Origin of the sequence: Pseudoalteromonas sp. 23_GOM-1509m (genome assembly GCF_000518425.1) — a bacterium.
Classification (GTDB): Bacteria; Pseudomonadota; Gammaproteobacteria; order Enterobacterales; family Alteromonadaceae; genus Pseudoalteromonas; species Pseudoalteromonas tetraodonis.
The window spans coordinates 312,673-330,091 of record NZ_KI912433.1 but is presented as its reverse complement, the minus strand read 5'-3'; the positions used below and the strand labels follow the sequence as shown (position 1 = coordinate 330,091).

Annotated in this window: 15 protein-coding genes; 13 read left to right on the top strand and 2 right to left on the bottom strand. The window is 40.7% G+C overall.

Annotated features, from left to right (window positions below; translation table 11 throughout):
- The first annotated feature begins 48 nt into the window (after positions 1-48).
- From flgE to fliD, 12 genes are all read left to right on the top strand, one after another.
- Positions 49-1,371 carry a flagellar hook protein FlgE gene (gene flgE, locus N523_RS0114915; protein ID WP_024602010.1) on the top strand — a complete coding sequence of 441 codons (1,323 nt, stop codon included), beginning with the start codon at positions 49-51 and terminating at the stop codon, positions 1,369-1,371.
- Between the two features lie 133 nt (positions 1,372-1,504).
- A complete protein-coding gene (locus N523_RS0114910; protein WP_013465590.1) occupies positions 1,505-2,248 on the top strand; it encodes a flagellar basal body rod protein FlgF in 744 nt (247 codons plus the stop codon).
- Positions 2,249-2,269: 21 nt separating this feature from the next.
- Positions 2,270-3,058, top strand: a complete 789-nt coding sequence (gene flgG, locus N523_RS0114905) for a flagellar basal-body rod protein FlgG (protein WP_013465589.1) — start codon at positions 2,270-2,272, stop codon at positions 3,056-3,058.
- Between the two features lie 14 nt (positions 3,059-3,072).
- Positions 3,073-3,756 (top strand): flagellar basal body L-ring protein FlgH, encoded by a 684-nt coding sequence (gene flgH / locus N523_RS0114900; protein WP_013465588.1) that lies wholly within the window; start codon positions 3,073-3,075, stop codon positions 3,754-3,756.
- A gap of 12 nt (positions 3,757-3,768) precedes the next feature.
- On the top strand, positions 3,769-4,863 hold the full coding sequence (locus tag N523_RS0114895) for a flagellar basal body P-ring protein FlgI (RefSeq protein ID WP_028833974.1): 1,095 nt from the start codon (positions 3,769-3,771) through the stop codon (positions 4,861-4,863).
- Positions 4,864-5,013: 150 nt separating this feature from the next.
- Complete coding sequence (gene flgJ, locus N523_RS0114890) at positions 5,014-6,009, top strand: flagellar assembly peptidoglycan hydrolase FlgJ (RefSeq protein WP_028833975.1); 996 nt, start codon at positions 5,014-5,016, stop codon at positions 6,007-6,009.
- Between the two features lies 1 nt (position 6,010).
- Entirely contained in the window at positions 6,011-8,017 is a 2,007-nt protein-coding gene (gene flgK, locus N523_RS0114885) for a flagellar hook-associated protein FlgK (RefSeq protein ID WP_028833976.1), read from the top strand.
- Positions 8,018-8,019: 2 nt separating this feature from the next.
- A complete protein-coding gene (gene flgL / locus N523_RS0114880; RefSeq protein WP_028833977.1) occupies positions 8,020-9,279 on the top strand; it encodes a flagellar hook-associated protein FlgL in 1,260 nt (419 codons plus the stop codon).
- A gap of 276 nt (positions 9,280-9,555) precedes the next feature.
- Positions 9,556-11,007: a flagellin gene (locus N523_RS0114875; RefSeq protein WP_028833978.1), complete on the top strand. Its 1,452-nt coding sequence runs from the start codon at positions 9,556-9,558 to the stop codon at positions 11,005-11,007.
- A 217-nt stretch (positions 11,008-11,224) separates the two neighbouring features.
- Positions 11,225-12,706, top strand: coding sequence for a flagellin (locus N523_RS0114870; RefSeq protein WP_028833979.1), 1,482 nt, complete (start codon positions 11,225-11,227; stop codon positions 12,704-12,706).
- 99 nt (positions 12,707-12,805) lie between these two features.
- The gene (locus N523_RS0114865; RefSeq protein ID WP_028833980.1) at positions 12,806-13,192 is read left to right on the top strand and encodes a flagellar protein FlaG; all 387 of its coding nucleotides are present in this window, start codon (positions 12,806-12,808) and stop codon (positions 13,190-13,192) included.
- A gap of 27 nt (positions 13,193-13,219) precedes the next feature.
- Positions 13,220-14,644 carry a flagellar filament capping protein FliD gene (gene fliD / locus N523_RS0114860; RefSeq protein WP_028833981.1) on the top strand — a complete coding sequence of 475 codons (1,425 nt, stop codon included), beginning with the start codon at positions 13,220-13,222 and terminating at the stop codon, positions 14,642-14,644.
- 189 nt (positions 14,645-14,833) lie between these two features.
- Here the strand turns inward: fliD and N523_RS0114855 are convergent, their stop codons facing one another.
- Together N523_RS0114855 and fliS are read right to left on the bottom strand one after the other, a co-directional pair.
- Positions 14,834-15,157, bottom strand: coding sequence for a hypothetical protein (locus N523_RS0114855; RefSeq protein WP_028833982.1), 324 nt, complete (start codon positions 15,155-15,157; stop codon positions 14,834-14,836).
- A complete protein-coding gene (gene fliS / locus N523_RS0114850) occupies positions 15,157-15,552 on the bottom strand; it encodes a flagellar export chaperone FliS (RefSeq protein ID WP_008112168.1) in 396 nt (131 codons plus the stop codon). Before fliS ends, N523_RS0114855 begins: the two co-directional genes overlap by 1 nt.
- Positions 15,553-15,917: 365 nt before the next feature.
- Between fliS and N523_RS0114840 the strand changes: the two genes are divergently transcribed.
- Entirely contained in the window at positions 15,918-17,354 is a 1,437-nt protein-coding gene (locus N523_RS0114840; RefSeq protein ID WP_028833983.1) for a sigma-54 dependent transcriptional regulator, read from the top strand.
- Positions 17,355-17,419: the final 65 nt, after the last annotated feature.

Sequence of the window (17,419 nt, the reverse complement as noted above, 5' to 3'; positions counted from 1 at the left end):
GTATTTTTTAGCCAATAGGCTAAATATTTTTTAGGTTAGAGGTTAATTATGAGCTTCAATATTGCATTAACAGGCCTTGCTGCCGCACAAAAAGATTTAGATGTTACCGCCAATAATATTGCCAACGTAAATACCACGGGCTTTAAAGAGTCTCGCGCTGAATTTGCTGATGTATACGCATCATCAGTATTTAGCGCCGGTAAAACGAAAAATGGTGATGGTGTACAAACCACTATGGTTGCCCAGCAGTTTCATCAGGGCTCGCTGCAGTTTACTAATAATTCACTGGATTTAGCGATCACAGGTGAGGGCTATTTTGCTACCAGTCAAGACTTAGGCGCACAAGACTTTACCTACACGCGTGCGGGTGCATTTAAGCTTAATAAAGATAACTTTGTTGTAGATGCTAAAGGTAATTTTTTACAAAGCTTCCCAGTTGATGAAGTTAGTGGTGATACGACCTCTGTAAGTCTTAGTACTTCATCTGCTTTACAAATACCAGATTCTTCGGGCTCTCCGCGCTCTACTTCAAACGTTTATACATCATTTAACGTCGATTCTCGAGAAGATGTAATAGCTGTCCCTTTTGATGCAACAGACAGTACTACTTATAACTCTTCGACATCGACCACAATGTATGACTCACTTGGTGAGCCACATGTTCTACAATTCTTTTTTGTAAAAACAGCGCCTAATGAATGGCAAGTACATGGTACGCTTGATAAAACTCCCTTTGATGCAACTGGTGCCGCGACAGCAACACCAAGCCCGCTAAGTACCTTTGGGTTTGATGCTAGCGGTTTGCCTGCAACGACTAATGGTGCTCCAAATGTTGGTCCAACCTTTACTGATGTTAATTTAACCGGAGCTAATTTATCGGGTATTTTATCTAATGGCGCCCAATTTGATGATATTGCGATTAATTGGCGCGATGAGGCCGGTACTGCAAATAGAACGCCTACTCAATATGCGAGTCGCTTTGAGGTGAAAGCACTAGAGCAAGATGGTGCGACAGTAGGTCGCTTAGCGGGTATTGATATTGGTACAGATGGAAAAGTTGTTGCATCTTACAGTAATGGTGATTCAACTTACTTAGGTCAAGTTGCCATGGTGCGCTTTTCAAACTCACAAGGTTTGCAGCAAGTAGGTGACACTTCATGGAAAAAAAGTTTGACCTCGGGGGAACCAATTGCGGGTGAGCCAGGTTCAGGCACACTAGGCAACATTAATTCGTCAGCTCTTGAGCAGTCTAACGTAAACTTAACCAATGAGCTGGTTGATTTGATTAGTGCGCAGCGTAACTTCCAAGCAAACTCTCGTGCGCTTGAGGTTAACTCAACTATTCAACAGAACATCCTTCAGATCAGATAATCATATTTTGATTTACTAAGGCTGCTTAGTGCAGCCTTTTTTATTCCTCTCCTAAAATCTTATTCACACTTAAATTTAATTTGGCACTTATATTGCATTTACTCATACATAGATTTCTTAATGAGTCGATGTTATGGATAAAATGGTCTACATAGCGGCATCTGGCGCTAAACAAAGCATGCAAGGGCTTGCTCTTAAAGCCAATAATTTGGCAAATGCGAATACCACTGGGTTTAAATCTGATTTTGCGCAAGCACGGTCAATGCAGGCTTTCGGTGAAGGTTTGCCGACTCGTGTTTTTGCTATGCAGGAGCGCCCAGGATCTAACATGACATCGGGCGGTGTTGTCGAAACAGGTCGCAGCCTTGATATTGCTATGAGTGATAATGCATGGCTGAGTGTTCAGGATGCCTCCGGTAATGAAGCCTATACAAAAGTGGGTTCGTTAAATATAACGGCTGAAGGAATGTTGACTACCAGCGACGGTCGTCAAGTTATTGGCGAAGGTGGGCCAGTCATATTACCTGTACCGATTGAAAAAATTGAATTTAGCAAAGATGGCACTATTCAAGTTCGCCCTCAAGGTGCACCGGCTAACTTTTTAGAAGAAGTTGATCGGCTAAAAGTAGTTGATGCAAACAACGCTACACTCGAGAAGGGTAACGATGGCTTATTTAGAGCTAAACCAGGCCAAATAGTCGAAACATCAGCCAATGTACAAGTATTAGGTGGCACATTAGAAAAATCGAATGTAAATCCTGTGCATGAAATGGTCGATATGATCAGTCATCAACGCCAATTTGAATTACAAGTAAAACTGATGAAAACAGCTGAAGAGATTGACGAACGTCAAGAACAGCTGATGCGCATCGTTTAACTTTAACGTGAGGACATTATTATGAATCCAGCATTATGGATAAGTAAAACAGGGCTTGACGCTCAACAAACTGATATATCGGTTATATCAAATAACTTAGCGAACGCCAGTACAGTGGGTTACAAAAAAAGCCGTGCTATTTTTGAAGACTTACTCTACCAAAATATTAATCAACCAGGCGGTCGCTCATCGCAAGACACCGAAATGCCGTCAGGCTTAATGCTGGGCGCGGGTACGAAAGTGGTCGCTAATCAGAAAAACTTTTCCCAAGGTAACATGCTCACCACTGAAAATTCATTAGATTGGATGATTTCTGGTCCTGGATTTTTCGAAGTATTGCAGCCAGATGGCAATATTGCTTATTCGCGTAACGGCCAGTTTACCACCGACGGTGAGGGGCGAGTTGTAACTTCGGGTGCCGGTTACGTTGTTCAGCCTGAAATGAATGTGCCTGATGATGCACAGTCAATCACCGTATCTCAAGATGGTGAAGTGTCAGTTCGCATTAAAGGTCAAGCCGAAAACGTGGTTATTGGTCAAATTACTATTAGTGATTTTATCAATCCGTCGGGCCTTGAGCCTATAGGGCAAAACCTTTATACCGAAACTGCAGTAAGTGGTGCACCTGTTCAAGGTAACCCGGGGGTTGAGGGCTTAGGTACAATTATTCAAGGTTCACTTGAAACATCAAATGTAAATGTGACCGAAGAGTTGGTTAATTTGATTGAAACTCAGCGAGTTTACGAAATGAACTCAAAGGTAATTTCAGCGGTTGATGAAATGATGAGCTACATCAATCAACAATTATAGTCTTGGGGGATTGTATGCGTAATATCATGTTATTTGCAGTAGGGACTTTACTGTTAAGCGGTTGTGTATCTACACAAAATAATGAAGTAGTGCAGGACGATCCCTACTATGCACCTATGTATCCTGAGCCTAATATGGAGCCAGTGGTAGCAACTGGCTCTTTATTCAGTACTCAGTTATCGAATGACTTATATGCCGATAAGAAAGCACTTAGAACAGGCGATATCATTACGGTTAAATTGCAAGAGTCAACCCAAGCCACAAAAGCGGCTAAAACAGAAACAGATAAACAAACAGATGCTAGCCTCGATCCTGTTATTGGTTTAGGTGGTTTACCGGTTAATATTGGTGGCGATAGTATTCAATTTGGGGTTGGTAGTGATGCGTCGTTTAAAGGTGACTCAAAATCAAATCAATCAAACAGCCTAGTTGGCGATATTTCGGTTAACGTGATGCGAGTATTACCAAATGGTAATTTAGTGATTCGCGGTGAAAAATGGCTAACGCTAAATACCGGTGAAGAATTTATTCGCTTAGAGGGGTTAGTGCGTCCACAAGATGTTAATGCTGATAATACCGTTGAGTCTAATCGTATTGCGAATGCGCGTATTCAGTATTCAGGTAAGGGTCAAACTCAAGAGGCACAAAGCCCGGGTTGGTTAACGCGTTTCTTTAGTAGCTCATTGTTTCCCTTTTAGAGGACATTCAACATGAATGGTTTTAAAGTTTTTTGTTTTATGGTGCTACTAGGCTGGCAATTTACTGCCAGTGCTGAGCGAATTAAAGATGTGTCTATGGTCGAAGGGGTGCGCTCAAACCAATTAGTGGGCTATGGATTGGTTGTTGGTTTACCGGGTACCGGAGAGCAAAGCCGTTTTACCGAGCAAAGTTTTAAAGGCATGCTTAATAGTTTTGGTATTACACTACCTGCGAGTTTAAAGCCAAAAATTAAAAATGTTGCAGCAGTCGCGGTTCATGCAGAACTCCCTCCATTTAGAAAGCCAGGGCAAACTATAGATATTACTGTGTCATCGATTGGCAGTGCTGGCAGCCTGCGCGGTGGCACATTATTACAAACATTTTTAAAAGGGGTTGATGGTAATGTATACGCTATTGCACAAGGGAGCTTAATTGTTGGTGGCTTAGGTGCTGAAGGCCTAGATGGCAGCCGAGTCGTTATTAATACGCCAACCGTAGGGCGTGTGCCAAACGGTGCCACGGTTGAACGTGCCGTTAAAAGCCCATTTATGCAAAACGATTATATTACCTTTAATTTAAACCGTCCGGACTTTACAACCGCAAAACGTTTAGAGAAAACCATAAATGATTTAATCGGCCCAAATAGCGCACAAGCACTCGATGCCGCCTCTATTCGGGTTGTTGCGCCACGAGATGCCTCACAGCGCGTATCGTATTTATCAACTCTTGAAAACTTAGAGTTTAAGCCTGCGGATACTTCGGCAAAAATAATTGTTAACTCACGTACCGGCACTATAGTTATTGGAAAAAATGTAAAATTACAACCTGCGGCAATTACACATGGTGGCCTTACTGTGACCATTGCTGAGCAACAAAATGTGGCGCAGCCAAATCCTCTAGCAGAGGGGGAAACAGTGGTTACCCAACAAAGTATTATTGACGTTAATCAAGATGATTCACGTGCTTTTGTATTTGACCCAGGTGTAAGCCTTGATGATTTAGTTCGTGCTATTAATGAAGTTGGCGCTGCCCCTGGCGATTTAATGGCGATTCTTGAAGCACTTAAAGAAGCCGGTGCAATTAACGGTCAGCTTGTTGTAATTTAGTTTTATAAGATTCTAGACCCTAAGCCCTAGGGTCTAGGGTCTAGGGTCTTTAACCTTTCACCTTTCATCCTTAACCTTTCATCGCTACTCTTCTTTTGGCTCAATTATTGCATTTAACTAGGTATTATTAATTATTGTGTCAAAAAGCTGATGGAAACAAATCATCTAGATAAGCAAAACTTTTTTGATTTAGGCAACTTAGACTCTTTGCGTCGAGATGCTTTAAACAGCGGTGATGCATCAACCGATGCATCTAAAGCGGCGTTAAAAAAAGCGGCGGCACAATTTGAAGCTATCTTCACCCAAATGCTACTGAAAAGTATGCGTAAAGCCAATGAGGCTTTTGAAGACAAAGAAAGCCCATTTAATGCAAGTGGCGTGAAGTTTTTTGAAGAAATGCACGACCAACAGATGGCTACAGAGCTTTCATCAAATGGCTCTTTAGGTCTTGCTGATTTAATTGTGCAGCAACTATCGCCAGATGGAAAAAACTTTATGCCAGGCTCAGTTCTTCGTACAACGTCAGATTTCTTTAGTGACCAACGTGCGGGTAGCACCTTACCTCATCAAGAAAACCAAAAGGTCACTGAAAAAGTGCCGCTCGTTGATTCAACTGAAAAAAGCGAACAAAACATAGCGTCTGGCACATTTGAAAATGCTGAGGAATTTGTAAGCACCGTGTGGGAGCATGCAAAAGCAGCGGCTAAGAAAATTGGTTTAAATCCGGCGGTTATGGTTGCGCAAGCAGCATTAGAGACTGGTTGGGGTAAACATATTATCAGTAAAGGTGATGGCAATAGCTCAAATAATTTATTCAATATAAAGTCAGATAAAAGTTGGCAGGGCGAAAAAGCCAGTAAGGTCACTTTAGAGTTTGAGCAAGGCGCTGCAGTTAAAAAGCAAGCAAGCTTTAGAGCGTATGACTCAATAAAAGATAGCGTGAATGATTTTGTGGACTTTTTAACACAGAACCCTCGCTATCAAGATGCATTAAACAATACAGCAAAGCCGCACAAATTTTTAGACTCTTTACAGCAAGCCGGTTATGCAACCGACCCTAACTATGCAGACAAAATAAAAAGAGTGCTTAACAGTAACGAGTTAAAGAATATCGCCACAAGCGTTATCCGCCAAGGAGTAGAGTAACATGTCGTTTAATTTATTAAATATTGCTAATTCAGGAATAAGAGCAAACTCTGAGTTATTGCAAACGACAAGTAAAAACATCGCAAACGTTAATACTGAAGGGTATGTACGAGAGCGAACTGAATTTACTACCATGATTGATAATCAGGTGGGCCGCGGTCAAACGTACCGGTTATTAAATGAGTTTGCACAAAAGCAATTAAACCGAGATACCTCAAATAAAAGCTTTTTTGATCAATTTGTTAGCGAGGCGAGTCGGGTTGATCAAATTTTTTCAGAAAAATCAAACAGCTTATCAACTAGTATCAACTCGATGTTTAACAACGTACAAGAAGCACTTAACCAACCTTCATCTACGGTTGCTCGTTCATTAGTGATGAGTGATGCGCAAAATCTGATTGATCAAATGGACCGGCTTGCAGGTATTGTTTCAGAGCAAAAAGCAGTGGTTAATGAGCAATTAGAAATATTTTCTGAAGAGGCGAATACGTTAATCGAAAGTATTAGTTCGTTAAATCAAGAAATTGCGGGTGTTCATGGCACTAAAAACGAAGCAGATGCTAGCTCAGCTTACAATGAGCGTGATAAAGCAATACGTGATTTATCAAAACTAATTGATATAGAAACACTCGATGGCCCTAATGGTGAAAAACAAGTATTTATGGGCACAGGTGAAGCGGTTGTTATGCAAAATGGTTCATTTAACTTATTTTCGATTAGTGGCGATCCCGATGCTAATTTTAAAGAGTTACGCTTAGATGTAAATGGTGGCCAAGCCGTTCCACTAGAAATAGATCCCACTAAACTCAAAGGTAAAATTGGTGGCTTATTGGCATTTAGAGACGATATTTTGGTGCCTGCACAAAATCAAATAGGTCAGATGGGCATTGCGCTTGCTGATTCGTTTAATCAGCAAAACCGTTTAGGAATGGATGCAAACGGTGAGCTTGGAGGAGATATTTTTGATATCCCAACGGTCAGTGCTTTTGTTTATCAAGCAAATACCGGAACAGCTAATATGTCAGCAACCGTTGAAGCTGGTAAAGGCAGTGAACTACCAGCGAGTGATTTTGTGATCACCTATACGGGGAACCCTAACGAAGTAAGTATTCAGCCAATAGATAATAAAGGCGAGCCTTTAGGCAGTGCATCGTTAGCTGTTATTCCACCGAGTGGCATTATTGACTCTGCGGCAATCACCAGCGGGGAGTCGTTTGGTTTAGAGCTAAACGTAACCGGAGCTGGTAATGCCGGTGATCAATTTCAGATAAAACTTAATAGTGGCGCGGCTGGCAATATATCGCTGACAACAGGTCGAGGAGAAGACATTGCCTTGGCCTCTCCAATTAGAACAGCAGACGGGCTTGATAATACAGGCACTGGGACTATTTCACCGGGTGATGTGAGCGATGTAACTACCGGCAGTTTTACAAACCCTTTAGGCTTAGCAAATGGTCCTATTAACATTGTTAAAACTGCTAATGCTAACGAATATCAACTTACTGATGGTAATGGTACAACCACGTTTACGGTTACACCGCCTGCTAACAATATTTTGGCGCAAGCGGGGCCTCCTTATGATGGCTATGGTTTTGACTTTAATATTGAAGGGGTACCGGCTACAGGTGATACCTTTAATTTAGAATTTAATGAAGGCGGTTTTGATGATAACCGTAATGGTCAAAAACTTGCTGACTTACAAAACACCGATTTAGTACGTCAAAATGTAGTAGCGAGCGCCTCAGCTGATAATCATAAAACCTTGAACCAGGCCTATGCTGGATTAGTAACCGATGTTGGTGTAGTTACCAGTCAAGCAAAAACCAACGGGGCGGCATTTGATGCTTTAGCACAGCAATCAGAAGCGTGGTATGAATCGTTATCCGGCGTAAATTTAGATGAAGAGGCAGCTAATTTGCTGCGTTTTCAGCAATCTTATGCTGCATCGGCTCAAGTACTGTCTGCAGCACGTTCTATTTTTGACACTTTACTGAGTGCGGCGAGGTAATTATGCGTTTATCAAATAATTTAATGTATCAAAATAACATTAATAAAATACTTGAGAATCAACAAAATGTAGCTGGTGCGCAGGAGCGCGTTACGACAGGTCAAAAATATTTGAGTACCTCAGAAAACCCTGCTGCTATTTCGCAGGGTATGTTGTACACCAATAAAATAGAAACTAATGAGCAGCTGACGAAGAATATTAACCAGCTAAAAGGGCGTTTAGAAACCGAAGAAAGTTTATTACAAGGTATGAACGACACTATTTTAGAAGCGCAAATGTTAACTATACGAGCGGGCAATGGTTCGTTAGGTCAAAGTGATTTAGCTTCAGTTGCCAGTGAACTAAAAGAATTGCAAAAATCGCTGCTTAACTTAATGAATAGTCAATCTGAAGGGGGGAAATACCTTTTCTCTGGCTATCAAGACGATATTCAAACTTATACATTTAATAGCACTAATGGCAAATACGAATACCAAGGCGATCAAGGCCAGCACGAAGTAACCATTGCAAAAGGCGTTGAGATCAAATCAAGCGATAATGGCTTTAATGTATTTGAACGAGTTGATGCACGTCTTGATGTGGTATCGAATGATGGAGCGCCATCAGGCGGTATTACCGCTGGAACTGTTTATGTTCAAAATCAAGGTGAGTTTGATCGTTTTCATAAAGATAATTATAACTCAGACCCAGATCCGATTATTTCTCCAACGATCAATACCTATAACGTTAATGTGATCCCTGGTGCGACCCCTTCATCGCCTGATCAGTATGAGATATTACGTGATGGTAATCCTCTTGTACCACCTGTGACTGGTGAAGTAACTGATGAGCCGATTGAATTTGCCGGTATGGAAATTCAACTTGAAGGTGTAGCACCGGGGCAGCTTGATTTTACCCTTGAGAAACCAAGCAAAGAAAATGTATTGAATACACTAGAAGATTTGATCATTAGCCTAAATGACGAACAACTTGATGAAGCGCAAATTAACCAAGCATTATCGGATGGTTTAATTCAGCTTAAAAACGCCAGTGAGCAAATTGTATTTACACAAGCTGGCTTAGGTGGGCGCATGAATGTGGTTGAGCGTGTAACTGATTCAAACAGTGCACTAGATATCAATAATCAAGAAAACAGATCCAGCCTAATTGAAATTGATGCCGCTGAAGCCATCAGCGATCTTACTAAACATGAGTCTGGTTTACAGGCCTCACAAGCGACTTTTGGTCGCTTGGCTAAACTTTCATTATTCGATTATTTATAAATACCATCGAAGGCAGGTTATTACTTTACGAGAAAAGTAGGTAATAACTTGCCTTAACGTAGCGGCAAAAAACTGTCACCCCCCTTTTTCTCTCCTGTCAAAAAAATGCTCACTATTTATTAAATACCGTAATAAACGTTATTTAGTTGTTATAAAACATGGGTTTAATATTTTATTATTAGTTGGCACAAGTAATGCATTCAACTAGTCATAGACAGTGTGGTTTTTGCTTAAATATTTTGAACCACATTCTGATTGAAACTAGGAGATGGTAAAATGGCTTTAAGCGTAAATACAAATGTTGCATCACTTAATGGGCAACGCAATCTATCTAAATCTAGCATGGCACTTGAAACCTCAATGCAGAGACTATCATCTGGTTTGCGTATTAATAGCGCAAAAGACGATGCTGCAGGTTTACAAATTGCCAACCGACTAACTTCTCAGGTTAATGGCCTAACGGTTGCTCAGCGTAATGCCAACGATGGTATTTCCATGGCGCAAACGGCTGAAGGTGCGATGCAAGAGTCTGCAAACATTCTGCAACGTATGCGTGACTTATCACTGCAATCAGCGAATGGTTCAAACAGTGCGGTTGACCGTGCATCACTGCAAAAAGAAGTAGCAGCCCTGCAACAAGAACTAACACGAATTGCAGACACCACCAAATTTGGTGGCACCAGCTTACTTGACGGTACATTTGGTACAAAACAATTCCAAGTGGGTGCAAATGCGAATGAAACCATTAATGTAAGCTTACGTAATGTAGCTGCCAACGCTATTGGTGCATATGAAGTAAAAGGAAACAGTACTTTACTGGGTGCTGTTGCAACACAAACAGCGCCACTTGCTACGGCAACTGGCGCTGTGGCTACTGCAGGATTAAATATAAATGGTGTTGCAATCCCTGATGCAGGTGTTACGGGTAAAGGCGCTGCTGAAATAGCCGATACCATTAATAAAGAAGCAACAGGGGTTACTGCCACTGCAAAATTAGATGTTACTATTGCTGGGCTAACATCAGCAGATAACAGCGACTTAACTCTTCGCAAAGCGGGTGCTGCGGTTGATACTTATAAATTATCAGAATTTGGTGGTGATCTTGACCGACTTGCTGAAAAGCTGCAAGCCGATGGCTATGATGCAATCGTAGACGATGGTTCGTTAACACTAAAAGCTGAAGGTGTTGACGGTATTCAAATGACAGGTACTGCCGGTACAGCTACTATTGCTAACAATGCAACAGGTGGTACGCCAGTAGCTGGTGGCGCTACCAATAATGATATCAGTGTTTCATCATCACTGACCTTATCTTCGTCAGAAAAAATTGGCATATCGGGTACTGATGTAGATGATATTCTAGGCGGTACAAATATTTCAGCTACCGGTGGTTCTGGTGAATTAACATCTGTTGAAAGTGTTGATATATCAGGTACGACTAGTGCGGGTGCGCAGTCTGCGATTAACACTATAGATGCGGCGCTTGCGCAAATTGACGCCCAGCGTGCAGACTTAGGTGCGGTGCAAAACCGTTTTGGCTTTACCATTGCCAATCTTGCAAACGTCTCTGAAAACGTGTCAGCTTCTCGTAGTCGTATTCAAGATACCGATTACGCACTTGAAACCGCAACGCTGACTAAAAACCAAATAATGCAACAAGCCGGTACTACTATTTTGTCTCAGGCAAACCAGTTACCACAGGCGGCATTAAGTCTTTTAGGTGGCTAATACCCGCTAACTATAAAAGAGCCAAGCAAATATGCTTGGCTTTTTTGTCTGCATTTCAATCAATTAAAAGTTTTTACTGTTTTTTTTAAAAAAAAGCTAAAGGTAATTTTATAACGGCCGTTAACTTAATTAGAACGGAGCTTGAACAGATTTTTATTGTGATGGCTCTTGGTTAAAATCAATTAGTTACATTACGAAAGTAATCAGGAGTTATAACATGGCTTTATCAGTAAATACTAACGTTGCATCACTAAATGCACAAAGAAACTTATCAAAATCTAGCGATGCATTAGGTACATCAATGCAACGTCTTTCATCTGGTATGAAAATCAACAGCGCGAAAGATGATGCGGCAGGTCTACAAATAGCTAACCGTCTTTCTTCACAAATTAATGGTTTAGGTGTTGCTCAGCGTAACGCTAACGATGGTATCTCAATGTCGCAAACCGCTGAAGGTGCGATGCAAGAGTCATCAAACATCTTACAACGTATGCGTGACCTATCTTTACAATCAGCTAATGGTTCAAACGATGCTAACGCTCGTGCAGCACTACAAAAAGAAGTTGGCGCATTACAGCAAGAGCTTACTCGTATCGCTGAAACGACTAAATTTGGTGGTACAAGCTTACTAGATGGTTCGTTCGGTACTAAACAGTTCCAAGTAGGTTCTAACGCCAACGAAACAATTAACGTTAGTTTGCGTGATGTTTCTGCTGATGCTATCGGTGCAAACAAAATTGAAGGTGCAGGTACTGTTTTAGGTGTTGCTGCAGCTGCAACAGCGTTAACTACAGCAACTACTGCTGACCCAGATTTAGTTATAAATGGTAAAGCTACAGCGGTTGGTGCTGGCGATGGCGCTGCAACAATTGCAAAAACTATCAATGATGCTGCTGCAGGTGTTACTGCTACAGCAAAATTAGATGTAACAATCTCTGCGTTAGGTGCTGGTGATGATGGTATCTTAGAAATTGGTAATACCGCAACAGGTGCTTCAGGTGTTGTTGATGGTGCTGATGATGGTGTAGGTGCTGACTCTTACGATTTAGCTAACTACGGTGGTGATATTGACCGTTTAGCGGCTGATTTGCAGGCTGATGGTTACGATGCAGTTGTAAACGACGGTAAGCTAACGCTTAAAACCGAAGGTGTTGATGGTATCCAGATTACTGGCTCTACCACTGCTAATGCAACCGTAAGCTTAGAAAATAACTTAACAGCCGGTGCTCAGCTTGCAAGTGCAAATGCTGCAATGAGCGTTACATCTTCATTAAGCTTAAGCTCACCTGATAAAATCGGTGTTTCAGGTACTACGGCAAACGAAGTTTTAGGTACTGGCGCTGCAGCTATCGGAGCAACAGGTGGTACAAGTAAATTAGTTTCAGTGGAAACTGTTGATATTTCAGGTACAACCAGTGCTGGCGCGCAAAATGCAATCGAAACAATTGATGCGGCGCTTGCGCAAATTGATGCACAACGTGCTGACTTAGGTGCGGTACAAAACCGTTTTGGTTTCACTATTGCTAACCTTGCAAACGTATCAGAAAACGTATCAGCTTCTAAAAGCCGTATCGAAGATACAGATTACGCTGCAGAAACGGCTAAACTAACTAAGAACCAGATTATGCAACAGGCTGGTACAACAATCTTAGCTCAGTCTAACCAGTTACCACAGGCAGCACTTAGCTTATTAGGTTAATTTAATAATAAGCTCTATACTTAACTACTAAGGAAGGGGCAACCCTTCCTTTCTTGTATAGGTATAAAGCTTTATATCGCTTTATAGTAGGAGCGAATTATGGAAACGCAAAGTTTAAATCTAAATATCAGCTCAGCGCAAAAAGGTGAGGTTAGCTCAAGTTACCAAGCCCCGTCACAAGTTAAGCAAAACGCCGATGAGCAAAAGAATACACCCATCACCACCACGGCAAGTAATAGTGAAGTTTCTGAAACTGAGTTGTCATCTGAAAAACTAGAGAAGGTGGTACAACAATTGCAGGACTTTATGGGCGAAATGAATCGTAGCCTACAGTTTAAAGTAGATGAAGATTCTGGCCGTAATGTTATTAAGGTAATTGATAAAGAAAGCGGTGATTTAGTTAAGCAATATCCCTCTGAAGAAGTATTAGGTATTGTTGCTAAATTAGCAGAAGCCACTGGCGTGTTAGTTGATTTTAAAGTTTAGTTTGAGCAATTTAAGAGGGTAAGTATTATGGCTATTTCATTTACAGGTATAGGTTCAGGACTTCAAGTTAATGAAATTGTAACTGCTTTAGTCAATGCTGAAAAAGCCCCTTATCAAGCACGGGTAACACAACAGCAAGCAAATTTTACTACGGACATTTCTGCGGTAGGGACCTTAAAAGCGTCTTTAGAAGAGCTTAATGGTTCTCTAGAATCATTGGGGGACATCGAAAACTTTCAAAAGCGTACTATCAGTGGTAGCGATGACTTTGTCTCTTTAAGCTCTGAAAAAAACGCGCAAACTAACAACTATTCTATAAAAGTAAACAGCTTAGCTGAAAACCACAAGTTAACCTCAAGTGCCATAGCAGGTGATGAGGCTGTGGGTGATGGTAAGCTAACCATTAGTTCAGGTAGTAATAATTTTAATATTGATGTGTCAGATACAGCAACCCTTGCTGATATTCGTGATGCTATTAATAATTCTACCGATAACGACTCAGTTAATGCCACTATTATTACTGATGATACGGGGCAGCGATTGGTATTATCAAGTAAGGAAACTGGCGCAGAAAACGCAATAAAGATTGTGGTTGATGATGTTGGTGATGCTAATAATACTGATTTGTCTGGCTTATCACGACTAGCTTATGACAGCGATGCTGCATCTGCAACCTATGCTGAAAATTTAAATGAAGTAACGGCAGCGACCGATGCCTCAATTACGATTGATGGGACGCTTGTTGCGACAAGCAGTACAAATGAGTTTAAAGATGTCATTGAGGGTGTCACCATTAATGCCAAAAAAACGCACAACGCAGATGATGATTTAAGTAAAGCAACGATAACAGAGAACAATAATAATGTTGCGGCTGGATTAAAATCGTTTGTAGAAAAGTTTAATGCGTTTATTGACTTATCAAATCAGTTAGGTCGATCTAGTGCTGAAGAGGGGGTAGGTGCGCTTGCGGGTGATTCATTACTTAGAGGTTCAGTAAACCAAGTACGCTCGATGTTAACATCTGAATTTAGCACGGGTAATGGTAATACCGACTTTTTAGCTAACTTTGGTATTAGAACTGAGCGCTCAGGTAAGTTAAGTATTGATTCTGATGCACTTAAAGCTGCGGTAGAAAGTGATCCACAAGCTATCCAAACGTTTTTTGTTGGCGAAAATGACGGTGATGGTTTTGTTGGCCAGTTAGATACTGTTATTAAAGGTTATACGGCCTCTGATGGTATTATTAGCTCTCGTATAGAAGGTCGCGAATCACAAATTTCTAAACTAGAAACTGACGTAGAAAAGTTTAATACCCGTATGGCTAAATATGAAGAGCGATTATATAGCCAGTACAACGCAATGGATTTGCTCGTTGCTAACCTAAACTCGACAGGGAGTTACTTGCAACAGCAATTAGCTAACCTACCTGGTGTGGTTAAAAAGTCTAGCTAAACAATTAACCTTGTTTAGCAAATAAAGCCTGGCTTATGAGTCAGGTTTTTTTATGTTTGTTCGATTGTTAGTAACTAACTGTGTTGTTTTATAGTGAGGTTTGAGGAAATAAAAATACAGAGTGAAAAATCTGCTTAATCACTCTGTAAAGGGGAATAAAATAGGGGGGGCCTAAAGTAAATAATATGTTTAAATATTAGATTTATACTTATTCACCGCGCCTTTGCTTTTTTGTTTCTTTATAATTTCTATCGCTAACTTTTGTTTTTCGCTATCAAATAGTGTTGAAAGCTGTGCCACAAATGCGATTAAAAACTCAAGCTCAGATTCAGAATAAAAACCGTCGTCATGCTTTAAAGATTCATTCATGTAACTGTCTAACCGGCTATGAATATTCAGTGCTTGCTCAATATCCCAATCCTGAGAGTCAGTAATCAAACTAACCAGCTCATTGCAGTAGTCTCTGGTCTTACTATCAGTAATTTGTGAGCTCGTAACCTGCTTTAAAGTCATTACAGTTGTGGTTCTCTTTGTTCGAATGGAATTGCTTCCCAGCCTGACTTAATCTCTTTAATTAAGGTAATTACTTCATCAATTTTATCAATGTTGTTTTCAAGGTTTGCAGTTAATAAGCAACGCTGACAGTAATCGTACAAAGAGTCTAAGTTAGTTGATACTTCATTATTGTCTTCAAAATTTAACACTTGCTGCAACGCACCAAGTAGCACAATACAATCAGAGATTGCGTTGCCTTTTTTTTCTAACTCTTTACGTTCAATAAATCCTTTTGCAGCAGAGAGCTTGCCAACAATATTTACAAACACGAGTTTAACTTGGTCGTAGGGAGTCATCTCTTTAACGCTGCTAACTGTTATTTGACGGTATTTATTGATTGATGCATGAGCCATGGGTAATTCCTCAAATTTTAATTACTGTGTAGAACCTTAAGCAAGTTTAGTTCCAACATAAGTTTGACTATTACTTATCGGCAAAAACAGTCACACCTTTAAGTAATAATAGCACTTTTTATGAGTTTCTTCTGTGTAGAGTCGCATCATCATCAGTGGCAAAACGTGTTAGATAATTCATCCTAAGTCGGTATGCCGTTATAAATAGTTAAAGAGTTATTAGTTATAAAGTATTAGCTTTGCGGGGCGGGTGTCTGTTTTTTGGCGTTAATGTCAAAAAATCGCCGCTATTGCTTGCATCCAAACCCAACTGGCTTACAATTTGATTAATAAAACAAATTAGTGAAATAAATGGCTCGCTAAAGATGATCTTAATTTTAGATAATAATAACAATCGCTCTATTGGATTATACGCATCGCTTACTTTTATTGGTGAGGCTGTACAGTTGCAAACAGAAGCTGACTTTGAACAGGCATGCAGCCACTATCAAAACAAAGAATGTATTGTGGTGTTAGGTGCTTTGCAGTCTTTAGATCACGAAAGTTTAATTAAACGATACCCAACATTTCCTTTTTTACTCATTGGTGAAACGCTTAAACCTTTGTTGAGTTTGGCTAATGTTGTGGGGTTGATATGTGAGCCATTTACTCATGAAATAACCACACAGCTGTTACACGACTGTCAGCAATATCAGCGCATGTTGCCGCATGAACATAAAAATAATAAAGAGAAAAGCACCTTTGATGGTCTTGTTGGTGAAACCAAAGCGGTAAAAGATTTACGCTTTTTAATTACGCAGGTTGCAAAAACCGATGCCAATGTACTTATTTTGGGTGAGTCGGGCACAGGTAAAGAAGTGGTCGCCCGTAACGTACATTTGCTTTCTAAACGTAATAAAGGCCCTTTTGTACCGGTCAACTGTGGGGCTATTCCTGCTGAGCTATTAGAAAGTGAACTATTTGGTCATGAAAAAGGCGCGTTTACTGGGGCTATTTCAGCACGAAAAGGCCGTTTTGAGTTAGCGCAAGGTGGCACGCTATTTTTAGATGAAATAGGGGATATGCCATTACAAATGCAGGTTAAATTACTGCGAGTGCTCCAAGAGCGTAGTTATGAGCGCGTTGGTGGTACCAAAGCGATCCAAGCTGATGTCCGTGTGATTGCTGCAACCCACCGTGATCTTGAAAACATGATAGAAAAAGGCTCATTTAGAGAAGATTTATACTATCGCTTAAATGTTTTTCCTATTGAGAGCCCATCTCTTGCTCAACGCGCAGAAGACATACCATTACTACTTAAAGAGCTTATGCGCCGTGTAAATGAACAAAGCGGTACTACGGCTAAGTTTACAGAGCGTGCTATTGATAGTTTAAAAGAACATGCTTGGCCGGGTAATATTCGTGAGCTGGCGAACCTTGTTGAACGAATGGTTATTATGTTTCCAGATAAGGTGGTGGATGTTCCTGATTTACCCAATAAATACCGCTACATTGAAGTTGAAGCCTATGAGCCACAGTACCCAGAAGAGCTGATGGAGCGTGATGCCTTTAATGATATTTTTAGTGGCGGATTTAGCGAAGATGAAATAGATCTAGAAGATGACTTTGCTCAGGCCGCACCTGGTTTATTGCCCGATGAAGGTATTGAGCTTAAAGAGTACTTAGCTGAGCTTGAAATTAACTTAATCACACAGGCATTAGAGCGCTTTGATTACGTTGTCGCCCGTGCTGCTGAAGTACTTGGTGTAAGACGAACCACACTGGTCGAAAAAATGAAAAAATATAACCTTTCTAGAGATTGAGAGCTAAGTGCATGTGCTAGGTACTAGGCGCTAGGTGTTAGGTTAGAAAAAATAAACACCGCGTT

What these genes read in the sequence shown, in the direction of transcription:
- flgE (WP_024602010.1), top strand. Translation starts at nt 49, where the DNA reads ATGAGCTTCAATATTGCATTAACAGGCCTTGCTGCCGCACAAAAAGAT.
- N523_RS0114910 (WP_013465590.1), top strand. Translation starts at nt 1,505, where the DNA reads ATGGATAAAATGGTCTACATAGCGGCATCTGGCGCTAAACAAAGCATG.
- flgG (WP_013465589.1), top strand. Translation starts at nt 2,270, where the DNA reads ATGAATCCAGCATTATGGATAAGTAAAACAGGGCTTGACGCTCAACAA.
- flgH (WP_013465588.1), top strand. Translation starts at nt 3,073, where the DNA reads ATGCGTAATATCATGTTATTTGCAGTAGGGACTTTACTGTTAAGCGGT.
- N523_RS0114895 (WP_028833974.1), top strand. Translation starts at nt 3,769, where the DNA reads ATGAATGGTTTTAAAGTTTTTTGTTTTATGGTGCTACTAGGCTGGCAA.
- flgJ (WP_028833975.1), top strand. Translation starts at nt 5,014, where the DNA reads ATGGAAACAAATCATCTAGATAAGCAAAACTTTTTTGATTTAGGCAAC.
- flgK (WP_028833976.1), top strand. Translation starts at nt 6,011, where the DNA reads ATGTCGTTTAATTTATTAAATATTGCTAATTCAGGAATAAGAGCAAAC.
- flgL (WP_028833977.1), top strand. Translation starts at nt 8,020, where the DNA reads ATGCGTTTATCAAATAATTTAATGTATCAAAATAACATTAATAAAATA.
- N523_RS0114875 (WP_028833978.1), top strand. Translation starts at nt 9,556, where the DNA reads ATGGCTTTAAGCGTAAATACAAATGTTGCATCACTTAATGGGCAACGC.
- N523_RS0114870 (WP_028833979.1), top strand. Translation starts at nt 11,225, where the DNA reads ATGGCTTTATCAGTAAATACTAACGTTGCATCACTAAATGCACAAAGA.
- N523_RS0114865 (WP_028833980.1), top strand. Translation starts at nt 12,806, where the DNA reads ATGGAAACGCAAAGTTTAAATCTAAATATCAGCTCAGCGCAAAAAGGT.
- fliD (WP_028833981.1), top strand. Translation starts at nt 13,220, where the DNA reads ATGGCTATTTCATTTACAGGTATAGGTTCAGGACTTCAAGTTAATGAA.
- N523_RS0114855 (WP_028833982.1), bottom strand. Translation starts at nt 15,157, where the DNA reads ATGACTTTAAAGCAGGTTACGAGCTCACAAATTACTGATAGTAAGACC.
- fliS (WP_008112168.1), bottom strand. Translation starts at nt 15,552, where the DNA reads ATGGCTCATGCATCAATCAATAAATACCGTCAAATAACAGTTAGCAGC.
- N523_RS0114840 (WP_028833983.1), top strand. Translation starts at nt 15,918, where the DNA reads ATGATCTTAATTTTAGATAATAATAACAATCGCTCTATTGGATTATAC.